Below are 15,722 nucleotides of genomic sequence, written 5' to 3'. Positions count from 1 at the left end.
GCACACTTGTTTCAAAAGAGTTATCTCCACCAAAAAAGTCGTACCGGCATTTCACTCGTGGTACTGGTAGCCCACTCCGTGGACCGTGGTGATGAAACGGGGTGCCGAGGGACGGGGCTCGACCTTCTTGCGCAGTTGGGCGATGTGCTGGTCCAAGGTGCGGGTGGTCCCCTGGTAGGCCATGCCCCAGACTTCTTCCAGCAATTCGTCGCGACGCCACACGCGGCCGGGTGCGCTGGCGAAACAGCGCATCAGGTGCAGCTCCCGTTCGGTGAAGTGGACTTCCAGTTCGCGGCCCTGACCGATCATGCAACTGGGATCGACTTCCAAGTCGGCGAATCGAAACGGGATGGCTCGATCCGAGTCCCGTGGCGATTCGGCCAACTTCGCCCGGCGCAACAGGGCCTGGATGCGCGCCAACAACTCGTGGATACCGAAAGGTTTGGTGAGGTAGTCGTCGGCACCCAGTCGCAGGCCGACGACCTTGTCGATCTCCGCCCCCTTGGCCGTCAGCATCAAAATCGGCGTGTGGGGATCCTGGGCGCGCAGCTCGCGGCAGACGTCGTAGCCACTCTTGCCAGGCATCATCACGTCGAGCATCACCAGGTCGAAGCCGCCTTGAAGGGCCTTGGCCAGGGCTTCGGTGCCGTCCGCCGCCGTTTCCGCGTCCCAGCCCTCGCTTTCGATCATATCCGCAAGGCCGCCGCGGATGTGCTCGTCATCCTCGGCGATCAGTATGCGTACCTGACTCATGGTGCCCGCTCCTTTTCGAGATCGACCGGGGTCGCGTTGCCCGCCTCGGCGCGATCGATGTCTTCGGAGGCCAAGGCCAGAACCATGATGAACCGGCTGCCTCCGTCCGCACGCGACTCGTAGCGCACGTCGCCGCCCATGGCGCGCATCAAGGCGCGGGCCACACTCAAGCCGATGCCCGACCCGCTCTGGTCGGCCGTCAGTGCCTCGTCGCCGCGAAAATAATTTTCGAAGATTTTCTCGCGATTTCCGGGATCGATACCGCGGCCCCGGTCCTCCACCCAGATTTCCAGCCTGTCCCGATCCTTCTTCAGCCGGATGTCGATGCGGTTTTGGCGCTCCTGCTCGGGCAGCGGCCCGTATTTGGCGGCGTTGTCGATCAGGTTCAGGAACACCTGTTCCAGGGCGTCCACGTCGACGCGCACCCAGCAGGGCTCCAGGTGGAACGCGACCGGAATGCCGGCCTGATCGAGCCTTGGAAGTTGGGTATCGAGCTGTCGCTCGAGGGTTTCGGCGATGTCGACCCGGTGGGTCTGGTAGCGTTGTTTGCCCCGCTCCAGCCGGCTGAACGTCAGCACGTTGTCCACCAGCCGCGAAAGGCGCCGACTCTCGTCCACGACGACCTCGAGGTAGTGGCGCCGTCGCGCTTCCTTGGTGACCCGGCCCTCGGCCAGCATTTCGGTGTACATGCGGATCGTCGTCAACGGTGAACGCAGTTCGTGGGAGACGTTGGACACGAAGTTGCTCTTTTGGCGGGTTTCCAGCATGCCGCGTTGGGTCTGGCGGATCAGGGCCAGCCCGCCGGTCACCGTGGCGCCCACCAGCAGCAGGACCACGACCAACGCCGTCCAGAAGAAGGCGCGACCCGGTTGCGACCCGGTGGGCTCCAGAAAGACGCCCACCTGCCAATTGGGTAGTTGCTCGCCGACGGGCACGAACACATCGGGTTTCGCCACGTCCCCGCCGAGGTTCCCGACGGCGTGGACGATCTGGCCGCTGGCATCGACCAGCGCGAATCCATGGCCGGCGTAGTCGCTCGACTTGAAAGCCGGCAACACCCGCGAGAGGAGGTACACGAACTCCACCTCGACCCCCAGCACCAGATCGTTGTGCGGTAATTGGATCCATCCCAGCAGGTAGGGTCGATCCTCCCAGTACCAGAACTTCCAACCGCGCCGGTCCTGCCCGTCATCCAGGGATTTCAGGTTCTGACTGGGCAACAGCGAGGCGCCGGTTTGGCCCTGCGATTCGCCGCCACCGACCACATCCCAATCGCGAATGCCGGAAAACAGGGAGTCGTACCGCTGCATGAAGCGCTGCTGTTCGCGCGAGGCCGGTCGCCAATCGGCGAAACCCGGCGTCTTGGTGGAGGGCTCGGGTGCCGGGTACAGCAACCCGCTGTTCCGTTGCCAGACGAAGAGGTTGCGCACCAGTGGCTCCCGAGCTTCCCAGCGGGCCAGCTCGCTGCCCAGGTCGGCGCCGGCCAGGCCGCGCAAATGATCCAACAGGGGCTCGCGCTGGACGGCAAGCGCGGCCGAAAGATCTTCGGCCATGACGCCGGCCCGAAACGCCGCGTCCCGGCGAAGCTGGTCGCCCCACCGATCGGCCTCGCGATCCAGCAGGACCAGGGCCCCGATGCCGATGGCCAACGCGGGTCCCAACAGCATCGTCATGTACATCAACCACGATTTTTTGGACATCGGCACGGCTCGCAAGACGAAGACGGCTCGAGGGCCGCTCGCTGGTTTGCTGACATCGGGTGTCGCAGGAGGTCGGCTTCGATCATCGCACACTCGCCGCGGAAGCGGTCTCCGGAAATGGCGGGGACCGACGACCTCGATCCCCCCAGGACCCCATCCCCGGTTTCATTTCTTCCGCTCGGGTGTCTGGTTTTGGGTTTGCTGTTTCTTTGGAAGATCTTTCTTCTCCGGTTGATCCGGCACGGAAGAGCGCGGCAATTTCGGGAGTATCTTCTGCTGGGTCTTCTCCTGCACGTTGGTGGTGCGCAGTTCCTTGCGGGTGCGTTTGTCCATACCGCGCTGCTCGATGGACTGGGCATAGGACTCCATTTCCTTGGACTTCTTCAACAGGGCCGGATCCTTGTTGATCTTGCCCAACTGTTCCAGGGCCTTGCTGCCTTTGATCAATTCGTCGACGGCCTGCGCTTCCTTGCCCTCGTCGGCCAGTTGAATGGCCTGATCGACGACGTAGGTGTTTTGAAAAACGGCGTTGTCGCGAATGACGGCCGTGTTGGCGGAGGCCAGGACCGCGTTTTGCGAGGAGGTGACCCGAATGGCCAGGCTATTCGTAAGGTGGTGGCTCCGTTTGGTGCCGGCGTGGGTGTACGATACCCGCGCTTCCGCGATGCTGCGCCGTTCACCGGCGGTGGCGTTGAGCACTTCGCATTCGAAGAGGAGGAATTTCTCTTGCCCGCCGTAGAGCTGGTTGATCGCCACCAACGCCTCGTTGCCCGCGATCGTGCCTTTGTGGTTGACGATGCTCAGGGGCCGAACCCCCTTGGGAAACAGGACCCGAACGCTGATGTCACGGGCGTACACGCTCAATACGTCTCCCAATTCGCGCGAAAAGATACCGACCAGTTCCTCCACGTTTTTCACGTAGTAGGTGTTGCCCTCGCTGGTTTGGGACAGGGCCGTCATCACATCTTCGTTGTAGTCGTCGCCGATGCCGACCGTGCTGACCGAAATGCCTTCCTTGCCGAGCGCGACACCCAGTCGCACCATGTCTTCCGGCGAAGAGGGACCCACGTTGGCGATGCCGTCCGATAGCAACACGATGCGGTGGACGGCGCTCATTCCGATGTTCTTGCGAACTTCGGCGGCACCGAGACTGACACCGGCAAAAATCGCCGTGGATTGGCCGATCTGAATGCCTTCGATGGCCTGCAGCACGCTGTTCATGTCGTCCAGCCGGGTCGCGGGCACCAGGGTTTGGGCGGTGGATTCGTAGGCGACGAGCGCGAAGACATCGGAAGGGTTGAGCCTATAGACGGCCTGGACGGCGCCCTGCTTGGCTTCGCGCAATTTGCGACCCTTCATCGAACCGGATCGATCGAGGACCAGGGCCAAATTGACATCGGGACGCTGCCGGATGGTGGCGGTGGCGGGCGCATCCAAGGCAACCTTGATGAACACCTTGCTGCGCGGACCCTCCAACACTTTTTCATATTCACTTTCGACGCGCAGCACCAGGTCGTCGTTTCCGGAATTGGGCATGTAGCCGAAACAGGCGGCACCACCAAAGACGAGACTTACCTGGAAGAGATACGGGAGCAGGGCACTGAAGCACGGCATCATGGAATTTCTCCTAGTGGTCAATCGCAAGGCGATTGGGTTGATGCGCGGTCGAATTCGCGGCCGACCGCGCCGGTTCCGTTCGCTTCCCGGGGAATGGACCTGTCAGGCTTGGTTCCAGTATAGGCGCGGATACCGCGGGGATTGTCATCGCGGCCTCAGAGAGTTGTAAAAAAAATGTATGCGGTGGCGGAGTCGGAGGCGTGGGTGGAGGAGGTATTTTTACCACAGAGTCGTTGCCCAGGCCGGGGGCCCGGGTTTCAGGTGGGTAACTAATCGAAGCGAATCGTTTGGGAGTTCCCGCATTTGTGAGAGGGGCGTCGTTGCAGTAAGTTGGCCCGCCGGGCCGACATTTTTCGACGAACTCCCCGCACATCCGCCTGTTTAGGTTTTTATCTTTATCTTCGAATTTTACAGAGTTAATTCCATAAGAGCCGCGCACCAGCGGGCAAACTCCCTCGATTTCGAGAAAGAAACAACACACCTGGTTTCTGACGAAGGGCCATGGGTCATTCATCCGAAAAATAAAACAGAAACCCAGGAAAATCGGAAACCAGGAAAGGATCGTCATTTGGTGTCACATCATGACCCAGGTTTTCATGGTTTCGATCATTCCTGCCTTCCCGATCAAGATTTGACGACGGCAAGACCCACATCAGGTTGAATACACCATTTTGTTTCAAGGCGAAGAGAGCCTGGTGGGACCTAAGTGCACAGCCCAAGTTGGAACGGTGGCACATCCTCGAGCGGGTACAGGCGAATCCCTCCGCGATGCAAATCTGGAAACCATGAACCGAGGAAACCAGGATTGGGAAAACACTTGGTCAGGGCCTATTGTTTTTTTCGGATTTCCTTGGTTCGGGTATTCCTGATTTTCTTTTCTAAGTCATGATGACCAGAATACCGATGCGCCATATCCCTGATCCCTGAAAAGCCTGTGGAAAAAAACCAGCTCGCCAATTCCGAACACCGATCGTGAATCATGGACCACTGCATGTCATATGTTCTCAAAGTTCCAGTACAACTGGTGCCGCCACTATTTTGTGATCCATGTTACACAAATATACATCATCACCCTTCACGAAGACGGTTTTCCCTCGTTTGAAATGCGCAAAACGAACTCATCCATCTCTTGATTCGAATAATAAAAATTTGAAAAGAACCCTATATTTTACAGCTCATTACAACATTCCATCGTTTATATCATTGGATACCAAAACGGATTGAACCGGCAGGTTCAATGAGTATCGGGCGAAAGTTTCCTCATTGCCTGCATTTTTTCACCATTTTTTCTTCACAATGATTTTAGACATTACTCAGCGAACCAACGAGACCTGCTCCTATTCTTCACTATCCCTCCCAATGCCCTGACAGATCTATATCGCTATCTCAATATTCAACCCACGGCATCAGTTTCAGATTTCCATACTAGCCCTAAAAGGTGTCGGTAACCTCGATTCGCTTAAAGGATCGAGCATTATGGAAAGGTACATTATCCATGCAACACTATACAGATAAAGTAAACCAGTGGTTATCGCAAATCGGTGAAGAAGTCATTGGCGGCCTGTACTTGGATCCGGAAGGAAATTGCTCTTTTACGACGGAGGACGACTTGGATCTGGACTTGGATCTGTTGCCCGATGGCGACAGTCTGTACGTCAGCATCCCGCTCATCCCCGCATCTGGGGAATTCCCGGAACGCATGCTCGAGTTCGCGCTGACCCTCAACCTGTTTCAAGACGACATGAAGGGCGGCGCCATTTCCCTGGATCCCCAGTCCGGCGAGCTCCAGTACGGCAATGCGATCGAATTGGAAAACCAGGACTTCGAATCGTTCGACACCTTGCTCACCGAGTTCGGTCGTATCGCCAACCAATTGAAAATGCAACTCCAACTTCACGCCCTCGACGACACGCCCGCCCCGGATGGGTCCAACGCATTCGACGCGGACGGGACCGCCTACGCCGAGACGACCGGTCAAGACCCGGATCCCCAGCCATGGGAAATCCCTTCACCGGAACCCGGTCGGCTCGTGAATATCATGCACTTCGCCTAATCGAACCCGTGATGAATTGATCAAAACCTAAATTGAGCGATTCTTGGCGGCGTTATCGGATGGCCGAACCCCGCACAACCTGCTGGGCTGCAACGTATTGTGGCGATGCTCAACGTACTTTCCAAGTACGGTTCCGCTCGCCCCAACACGTTTCGCTCCAACATCTTGCACGATAACATCCACCCGAATCGCACACTTTAGGTTAAAAGGAGTTTTCGTATGTCCAGTCCCGTTTCGTCCCGTTCAAAAGTTCAGACTTCCCAGGATCCAACGATCAGCACTCGCCCCTCCAAGACCCGCTCCAGAACCCGGAACAAAAGAAAAGACCACAAAACGAAACCCAAAAAGATCAGGTCAAAGAATGTGGACAAGACCCCTTCTCTCGAGAACAAGAACCTGACCAAATCGAAGAAGGTGCGCAAATCGAAATCGGGCAGCAAGGAAGTCTCGAAGGACAAGTCCCCCAAGCTCAGCAAAAAGTCCAAAAAGAGGAAGTCTCCCAAGAAACCGACGATCAAAACCGAGATTCGCAAAACGACCAAACGCATGCAGGTCGTTCAATTCCGCGTCGATACCGTCGAAAAACCCAACCTCGAGAACAACCTCGACAACATGAAGCTCAAAGCGGACAAAGTATTCAAGGCCTACGGCGACCTGATGGACAACAACATGGTCGACCAGCGTAAGGGCACGGTGAAGATCTTCACCCTGCCGGAATTCTTTTGGAGCAAGTTCGGCGATTTCTGCGATGAAGACCTGAAGACCCAAACCCTGCAATACATCCAGGAGAAGGCCAAGGACGAGAAGTTCAAAAATACGGTGTTCCTGCTGGGCACCATCATGACCCAGGACCAGCCCGAATCGATCAAGCCGCTCGAGTCCTCGGATATCGAAACCATTCAGGAGGCATTCAAAGACGTCTTGGGCTTGGAAGACAAAGCACTCGAGAAGGCCTACGAGGCGGCCACCAGTCTGAAGGAGGAGAACTACGACAAGGCCGACTCGAAGGAACGCATGCTCTTGGCCTCCGTAGGTAAGGCCTTGGGAGAGTTGCTGAAAAACGACAATTCGGACACCGACCGAAGCGTACTGCTTCAAAAAGCCATTTCCGACGTCAAGGAGTGCCTCCAGAACGAAGAGGCATTTCAAAACTCGCTGTTCCTTCTGAGTAGCAAGTGCAAGGTCAAGGACAGCCATTTAGAGGCCTTTGTCAGCGCCATGAACGAACCGGACGAACAAAAGGCGAAAAAAGAGCTGAAAAAGTTCATGAAGCCCTTTCTGACAAACGACCAAATCAACGGCATGAAAACCGAAGACCTCGAGGGTCTCAAGAAGCTCTTCCTGAAGGGTGGCAAGAAGGTGAAGAACGTCAAATCGCTGTTGAAGTTCTATCGCACCACCGTGGCACCCTTCTCCATGGAAGACAAGGCTCGCCAGTTTCATTTCAAAGCCTGCAAGCGGGCCAGTATCAAAATGAGTATCGGGGACAAGAGTACCGCCTTCAAAACCGTCAGCAACCAGGCCATCGTCTTGGAAGGCGGGCCCGAGGGCAAAATGAAGTTGGTCCCCAAAGCCTCCATGTCGGAAATCGACTTGAAGATCTACAACGACCAATCTCACGAGGGGGAAAGATTCAATCGCAGACTGAAGGAGGACTTCCCCCACCACCTGGCCCAGTCCCAGAAGACCAAGACCAATCCCAGTGATTCCAAAAAGCAGGTTTTGGACAAAACGAAAAAGTCCGGTCTCAAACCCCAAGACTACCTGTTTCAATCCCAAAAAAACGAAGTCACGATCGGGGTCGGCATCTGTCTGGACTACAGCTCCGGGTTTTACCACGATTTCGTCGACAAAAATCTGTCCAAAGAACAAAAGCCCGACCTCCTGACCGTTTCCTCGGGCGGGGTGAAAAAAGAGTCGATGAAATCGAAGTTCGGTATGGGCCTTCAAGGCGTGAGCGTCAACGACGGCTACAGCGGCGACACCTTCTACAAACCGAAAGACAAGGACGGCGGCGGCCTGTTGGATCCCTTCAGCGTGGTGGTGGACCGCCAGAAGGATGGCTTCGTGATGAAAGACATGAACACGATGGAGCAGAACACCATGGGACAGAAACTCCCGATTGGCAAAATGGAGCATTACTCCGTCGAAATCGGCATGCCGCAACACCTGACGCGATCCAAGGAATCGGACATCGACTCGTTCGACGACGACACCAACAAGGGCCTCATTGACCAACTCGAAAAGGAAATGAAAGACATCCAAGATAAGATGAAGCCCGTCAAGGAACAAATGGACCATTTGGAGAAATTTAAAAAAGCGATCACCCTAAACGAGAGCGACATCCTCAAGCGGCTCAACGAGGATGAACAGGTTCTGGCCCTCAATGGCGACGTGAAATACCACGATACGAGTACCGCCAAATCCAAGATCACCGAGAAAATCCACGACTTGAATTGCAACGGTATGGGTCCTCTCGAGCGAAATCTCGAATCACTCACCAAGCGATACAACAAGTTGGTCAAACAGGAACAACGGAAATCGCTTTTCTTCTAATCGGTGCCCATCCAGAAACGGTGCCGTGTTGGCTCGTCTGGATGGGCCCGGTTTCAGCGATCAGGCGTCAGGTCTCGGACATCAAAAAGGCTGTCCACTAAATACACGAAAAAACACGAAAAACCCTTCTTCGACCCTCGCGTTCCCGGGCTGGCAGATTGGTTTGCTGGGAGCTGATGGACCAACCTCGGCTTACAGGTATAACATTCTGGTAAGTAACAAGATGTATACTTAGCCCTTACTCGAAAAACCGATCGATTCACTGCAGAGGCAATCTCCGGAGTATCCTGTTCGTGTTTTTTCGTGTTTTTAGTGGACAGGGACTTCCCGGTTCCCGAGAAACGTCTCTGATGACCTGGAGATCGAGGCCGGGAGTATCCTATTCGTGTCCTGTCGTGTGATTCGTGGACAAAACACTTCTTTTCAAGAAACCCCCCAGGGATTGAACAGCCAGGCGACATCCCGGTTGGCGTCGCGGTCAATCCACCGTTTTTAAATTTTTTCGATGATGCGAACCACTTTTTCCGGGTTGCGAACGACTATCTACATTAGAACCCCATTTCCATTTCGACCCGGGAGAACAACATGACCCTCATTCTCTTAGTTGGCATGCTCGCCATCGATGCGACCCATTTCACCGAAACCGGCGTCTACCAACCCCTGCGCCTCAGTGAAGCCCTCGTTTCCGAAGACGGCTCGCTGTACGTGCTGGCCTTCCCCGAAGCGACCATCCGCTTTTACGGGCCCGACGGCACCCTTCGCAAAACCATCGGCGGCAAGGGCGAAGGCCCCGGCGAATTCATCTATCCGGACCAGATGTGGGTCCAGGATCGCCAACTCTACGTGTTCGACGTCAACAACGGCCAGATCAGCCTCTTCGACGAGAAGGGCAAGTTCGTGAAACGCTGGTCGGCCCCCAACCGAGGCCTGGAATTGATCAAGGTCCGCAGCGGGTGGGTCTACGGCACCTGGCAGAACTTCGGCGAGGCCGTCGAGAAGAACGAACTGGTCTGGGCCGATGAAACCTTCGAAACGGTGACCACCCTCTGTACCGTCGCGGATGTCGGCAACGACCAAGGCTTTTCCGTCACCAACAACGGCACTGAAAGTATCGGCGTCTACAATCCCATTCGCACCCGACCGCGGATCGTGCCGAGCACCGATGGGACCCGCATCTACCTCACCGACGTCCACGATTTGAAAATCCAGGTGATCGACCTCGACCAAAAGAAAATCGTTCAGACCATCCAGCACAAAGTGAAGCGAATCCCATTCGACGAAGACTGGGCCGAAGCGAAATTCAAGGAAAACACCGAGGGACGCCACAGCGCCAGCACCAAGTGGACCAAGATCTACCCCGAACAGTTCCCCGCGATTCGTTCCCTCACCCTGGCCCCCGACGGCAACCTGATCGTCGATCGCTGGCGCGGCAAACCGGACGACACGAATTGGTTCCTGACCCTGACCCCCAAGGGCGAGGTCGTGAAAAAGGAATGGAATGGAGAACGACTGAAACGCCAGGTGGGCGTGCACGGTGAATTCGCCTACGTCACCTACTGGGACACGGAGGCCGAAGAAGCGGCCGTGGCACGGGTGCCGCGCGGAAAGGTGGATGCCTGGATCGCGGCCCATCCGGTCGAATACGACGGCCCCACGGGTCGCACCATGAGCTTCGATCATTAATCGAGAACCGGGAGGGCCGGTACCCGCGCCAGGGGAAGCCAGCCCTCCTCACAAGAGAAAATTCGACATTTTTCGCCAAATCATGTAAGCGCACCAGAGTTACCAGATCCAAAAACATACTCTTCACATCTATCCCTGGTTATTTCTTTTTTAAGAGTCAAGACAGTTACTATAGATAAAAAAATAAAATAAAAAATTAAAGAACAAGCTTCAAACAGCCGTTAGGACCACAAAACCAAAGGCGAGACCCAATCTCAGTGGTCAGGCGATGAAGCGACTCTAGGTAAAAGGGCCACCTCGGTAAAGCACCCATTCCTTGGATGCCGACCGAAACTTCATCGAGATCCTTCAGCCTTGGGCTTTTTCCTTTTCTTCGATGGGATCCGCGATGGCACGGAATCCCCCTATTTGAATCGAGCCACTTGAGGAAGCCCTTCAGCGACCATGAGAATCGACCCGGCCAATCGCGGCATGGGCAGATCTCCCGTGTGCGCCTTCGCCCTGCAATCGCATTACCTCAGAGATCCTTCCTCTCCATCGCCAACCCCAACCTCAGCCAGAACCAAGGCGCGGCTCTCGGAAAAGAGTCGCCACAAGCGCGGAACGAAGACCAAATGAAGATTCCCGATTATCTGAATCTCGGCAAATTGGGCCCCATCCACTGGTTGGTAGTGACCGCCTCCCTGCTTCTCACCTTGGGCGCCTGGCACATTTCCTCACGGGAAGCCGAGGAACGACGGCGGCTTCAGTTCGAATTCCAATCCAGTCAAATTGTCGCGCTCACCATCGAGCGCATGGAAAAATACGAAGAAGCGCTTTGGGCCGGAGTCGCCGCGATCCAGTCCCACGGGCACGACATCGACGTCAACGTCTGGAAAGAATTCAGCACGACGCTCTCCATCGAAAACCGTTTTCCCGGGATCAACGGCATCGGTGTGGTGCACCGGGTGACGCCCGATCAACTGGAGAAATACCTGGAAAAAGAACGGGAACATCGGCCGGATTTTCACATCCATCCCGACCACGATCAGGATGCGTTCTGGCCGATCGCCTACGTGGAGCCGGTGGAAATCAACCGCCAGGCAGTGGGCCTGGACATGGCCCATGAAAGCCACCGGTTCGAGGCCGCCCTGAAAGCCCGTGACAGCGGTCGCGTCCAGGCAACCGCCCCGATCGTATTGGTCCAGGACGAAGAGAAAACACCGGGATTCCTGTTGTATGCACCGTACTTTCGCGAGGGCAACATCCACACGGAAACCGAGCGCCGCAAACGGTTCGAAGGTATGGTCTACGCCCCGTTCATCATGCACAAGCTCATGAGAGGCACCCTGGAAAACCGCAACCGCCTCGTCAATATCCGCATCTTCGACGAAGCCGATCTGCTTTACGACGAGTTGAGTTCCGATTCCGCCGATTTCGATGACGACCCGCTGTTTCAGACTCAGATCACCACCCCCATGTACGGCCGTACCTGGGTCTTCGCGGTTCAAACCACGGAACTCTTTCGGCAGCGCTACAGCACCCTCCAGCCCACCCTCATCCTGGTGGGCGGCATCGTGATCGAAGGCATGCTGGTCTGCCTCTTCTTGATCCTCGGTCATTCGGGCCAGAGAGCGGACAGACTGGCGGAAACGATCACCAAGGACCTCAAGGACAGCGAAACCAAACTCCAAACCACCATCGACCAAATGATGGAAGGCCTGATCACGATCAATCCCAGGGGCACGGTTCTCAGTTTCAGCAAAACCGCGGAGCGCATCTTCGAGTACACGCCCGACGAGGTCATCGGACAAACGGTCAACCGGCTCATGCCCGAGCCCTTCAAAAGCGAGCACGACGAATACGTGGCGCGCTACCTTCGCACCGGCGAAAAGAAACTGATCGGCAAACGCCGCATCGTCAAAGCCACCAAAAAATCGGGAGAAGTGTTCCCCATCGAGCTGGCGGTCAACGAGGCGACCTCCCACGGCGAGCGTTATTTCATCGGCACGGTCCGCGACCTTTCCGAGAAGGCACGCGCGGAGGAAACGATGGCCCAACAACAGGCGTTGTTGGATGCGGCGGTGCACGCATCGTCTTCGGGGTTCGCGATGGTGAACCGGGTCGGCCAGCTCATCGAGGTCAACGAGGCACTGGCCTCATGGCTGGGTTACACCCGCGACGACCTGATCGGGATGCACTTTGCTCAATTCCTGCCGCGAGATAAATCGGACACCCTGATGCACCAGATGGAGGGTTTGTTGGTCGGCGACAACCAAAACCTCCTTCAGGAAACGCCCTTCAAGCGTCAGGACGGTCATCTGGTGTGGGGCCTGCTCTCCGCGGCCCAAGTCCGCGATTCACAGGACCAAACGCTCTGTGCGGTGTGTCATTTCATGGATATTCAAGTGGAGAAAGCACTGCAAGAGGAGTTGCGCCACCGCAACAAGGAATTGGTGCAAACCAACCGCGATCTCAAGAAGAGCAACGAAGACCTGGATCAGTTCGCCTATATCGCCTCCCACGACTTGAAGGCGCCCCTGAACGCGATTCACAAGATCGTGGGCTGGCTCGAGGAGGATTGCGCCGGCATCCTTCCGGAAGACTCGACCGAGCACTTGGGACTGCTGCGGTCCCGCTCTCAGAGAATGATGAAACTCTTGGACGATTTGCTGATGTATTCCCGTGTCGGCCGCGCCAATTACTCGACGGTGTCCTTCAACCTTCACGAGATGGTGGAAGATCTGGCCCACCTGATGGGCGTTTCCGAATCCTTCACGCTCAGGTCCCCCGAAGTAGATCTGGTCCTACCGCGAACGCCGTTCGAGCTGATGCTGCGGAACCTGATCTCCAATGCAATCAAACACCACGACAAAAAACAGGGTCGCATCGATGTCCAGTATCGATCCCAAGACGGTAACCACGTGATCACGGTTGCCGACGACGGCCCAGGCATCCCGCCTGCCTTGCAGGAAAAAGCGTTGGAAATGTTCCAGACCCTGAAGCCGCGCGACCAGGTGGAAGGCAGCGGCATGGGACTGGCCATCACCCAAAAGATCGTCAGGCACTACGGAGGTGAAATCACCATCCAATCCGACGGCGTCCGCGGCACCAGCATGATTGTCCGCTGGCCGAAGATTGCGGATGAAAATCCAGTAGGAACCGTCTCAATTCCTACCGAACAAGCGAGTTGAATATGAAAAAAACAGCCGACGTACATTTGCTGCTCATCGAGGACGACGATGTGGACGCCATGGACATTCAGCGCGGGTTTCGCAAAGCCCGCATCGCCAATCCCATCATTCGCGCCATCGACGGCCAACAAGCCAAGGAACTTCTGACGACGGGACAGGTTCCGGCTCCCTTCCTGATCATGATGGATATCAAGATGCCGCGCATGGACGGCCACGAATTCCTGCGATGGCTTCGCGACGATCCCACCTACCAGGACAGCATCGTTTTCGTGCTCACCACCTCCCACAACGACCGGGACATCAACAAATGCTACAAACACAATATCGCAGGGTACTTCATCAAGAGTGAAACGGGCAAAGGGTTCCTCGATGTCGTCAACCTATTGGACGGTTTCTGGAGAATCGTCCAGTTCCCCTTTCCCAAAGCAACCAGTGATCCGGAGGAAGTACCGTCATGAACGTTTTGGTCGTCGACGACGATTCCATCGATCGAGCCCACATCAAACGCTCGCTTCAAGCACACCACCGCGGCTGCAGCACCATGGAGGCACCGACGGTGGACGAAGGTCTGCACCTGGTGCGCCAGAACCAGTTCGACGTGGTGTTGTTGGACTACAAAATGCCCAAACGAGACGGCATCGAAATGGTGCTCGAGCTCCGCAACGAATTCAAGGACACCTACATGGCGATCGTCATGATGAGCACCTCCGAGGACGAGGACCTCGCCATGGATTGCCTGCGGGCGGGCGCTCACGACTTCCTGTTGAAGATGGACATCACCCCGGCGCGCCTCCACCGATCGATCCTGTTCGCCCAAACCCGCTTCGAATTGGAGCGCAAGCTCTTCCAGAGTTACCAAAAGGTGAAGCAACTGGCGGAACGCGATCCTTTGACCGGCCTCGCCAACCGCTACCTCTTCGACGAGTCCCTCAAAATGGCGGTCGCCAACAACCGCCGTCACAACTCCAAGGTCGCCCTGCTCCTGATCGACCTGGACAACTTCAAGTACGTCAACGACAACCACGGTCACGACGTGGGCGACCTGCTCTTGATGGCGTTGACGGAACGCATCCGCAAGTACCTTCGCGACAACGAGTTGTTCGCCCGTTTGGGCGGCGACGAATTCGCCATCACCTTGGCCAATCTCGAGCACCCTTCCCACGCGAACCGCGTGGCACGACGGATCCTCACCGCCCTGAAACAGCCCTTCATCATCGGCAACCACTCGATCGTGACCGGGGCCAGCATCGGTATCGCGATCTGTCCCGACAATTGCGATCGCGCCGAGGAGCTGTTCAAATTCGCCGATATCGCCATGTACCGCGCCAAGAAGCAGGGCCGCAACCAGGTCTGTTTTTTCGAAGGCGAAATGCAGATTCAGTTCTCGCAGCGCTACCAAACCGAAATCCAACTGAGGCAATCGCTCGAAGAGGGCCTGTTCGAACTGTACTACCAACCGGTCGTCAACCCGCACGACGGCCACTTCTCCGGATTCGAAGCCCTGATCCGCTGGAACTACGAAGGTGCCGTCCGCAGCCCGGCGGAGTTCATTCCGGTGGCGGAGGAATCGGGACTCATCCTCGAGATGGGTCGCTGGGTGATCGAGCACGCTTTGGCCCAATTGGCGCGCTGGAACGATCGCCACGGCCACCCGCTGCGCATGGCCATCAACCTTTCGGCCATGCAGCTCAAGGACGTCGGTCTCACCAGCTTCATCCAACGCCACCTCGAGGTCCACAACATCGACCCCTACCTGGTGGATTTCGAACTGACCGAAACCGCCTTGCTGGACGAATGTTCGCAAAACGTCCAAACCATCCAGAACCTCGCCGACATGGGTTGCCACATCGCGCTCGACGATTTCGGCACGGGTTACTCCTCGATTTCCTATCTGCGAAAATTCCCCATCGACGTGGTCAAGGTCGACAAATCGCTGATGCCCGGCAAGGACCAGAGCCACAAGGAGCTCTCGTTGCTGCGCGGTTTGATCTCCATGATCCAATCACTGGAGCTGGACATCGTGATCGAGGGCATCGAGACAGAGGAGCACGAGTGCCTCTGCAAGGAATTCAACGTGGATCGGGCCCAAGGCTTCTACTACTATCGACCGCTGCCGGCCCGGGACATCGAGAGCCGCCTGTTCCGATGAGGCGGGCACGCCGCCGATCGCGTTCCCATCGTCTGAAT

At 56.5% G+C, this 15,722-nt stretch carries 9 protein-coding genes; 6 read left to right on the top strand and 3 right to left on the bottom strand.

Annotated elements, in window-relative coordinates; all coding sequences use genetic code 11:
• Window positions 1-51 precede the first annotated feature (51 nt).
• The 3 genes from J3U87_RS24765 to J3U87_RS24755 form a co-directional block, all read right to left on the bottom strand.
• Window positions 52-753 (bottom strand): response regulator transcription factor, encoded by a 702-nt coding sequence (locus tag J3U87_RS24765; protein ID WP_237378468.1) that lies wholly within the window; start codon window positions 751-753, stop codon window positions 52-54.
• Window positions 750-2,453: a sensor histidine kinase gene (locus J3U87_RS24760; RefSeq protein WP_237378467.1), complete on the bottom strand. Its 1,704-nt coding sequence runs from the start codon at window positions 2,451-2,453 to the stop codon at window positions 750-752. The genes J3U87_RS24765 and J3U87_RS24760 overlap by 4 nt, the downstream gene beginning before the upstream one ends.
• Before the next feature lie 165 nt (window positions 2,454-2,618).
• On the bottom strand, window positions 2,619-4,070 hold the full coding sequence (locus J3U87_RS24755) for a VWA domain-containing protein (protein ID WP_237378466.1): 1,452 nt from the start codon (window positions 4,068-4,070) through the stop codon (window positions 2,619-2,621).
• Window positions 4,071-5,565: 1,495 nt separating this feature from the next.
• On the opposite strand from J3U87_RS24755, the gene J3U87_RS24750 reads away from it, so the two are divergent.
• The 6 genes from J3U87_RS24750 to J3U87_RS24725 all read left to right on the top strand — a co-directional run bounded on the left by J3U87_RS24750 (window position 5,566) and on the right by J3U87_RS24725 (window position 15,684).
• Window positions 5,566-6,123 carry a CesT family type III secretion system chaperone gene (locus J3U87_RS24750; RefSeq protein ID WP_237378465.1) on the top strand — a complete coding sequence of 186 codons (558 nt, stop codon included), beginning with the start codon at window positions 5,566-5,568 and terminating at the stop codon, window positions 6,121-6,123.
• A gap of 363 nt (window positions 6,124-6,486) precedes the next feature.
• Entirely contained in the window at window positions 6,487-8,679 is a 2,193-nt protein-coding gene (locus J3U87_RS24745) for a hypothetical protein (RefSeq protein ID WP_237378464.1), read from the top strand.
• Between the two features lie 585 nt (window positions 8,680-9,264).
• Window positions 9,265-10,362 carry a 6-bladed beta-propeller gene (locus J3U87_RS24740; protein WP_237378463.1) on the top strand — a complete coding sequence of 366 codons (1,098 nt, stop codon included), beginning with the start codon at window positions 9,265-9,267 and terminating at the stop codon, window positions 10,360-10,362.
• 614 nt (window positions 10,363-10,976) lie between these two features.
• Window positions 10,977-13,535 (top strand): CHASE domain-containing protein, encoded by a 2,559-nt coding sequence (locus J3U87_RS24735; protein WP_237378462.1) that lies wholly within the window; start codon window positions 10,977-10,979, stop codon window positions 13,533-13,535.
• A gap of 2 nt (window positions 13,536-13,537) precedes the next feature.
• Window positions 13,538-13,993: a response regulator gene (locus J3U87_RS24730; RefSeq protein ID WP_237378461.1), complete on the top strand. Its 456-nt coding sequence runs from the start codon at window positions 13,538-13,540 to the stop codon at window positions 13,991-13,993.
• Entirely contained in the window at window positions 13,990-15,684 is a 1,695-nt protein-coding gene (locus J3U87_RS24725; RefSeq protein WP_237378460.1) for a two-component system response regulator, read from the top strand. Before J3U87_RS24730 ends, J3U87_RS24725 begins: the two co-directional genes overlap by 4 nt.
• Window positions 15,685-15,722: the final 38 nt, after the last annotated feature.

This window comes from Sulfidibacter corallicola (assembly GCF_017498545.1).
Lineage (GTDB): Bacteria > Acidobacteriota > Holophagae > Acanthopleuribacterales > Acanthopleuribacteraceae > Sulfidibacter > Sulfidibacter corallicola.
The sequence above is the reverse complement of the archived record's forward strand: the minus strand, read 5'-3'. Positions and strand labels throughout refer to the sequence as shown.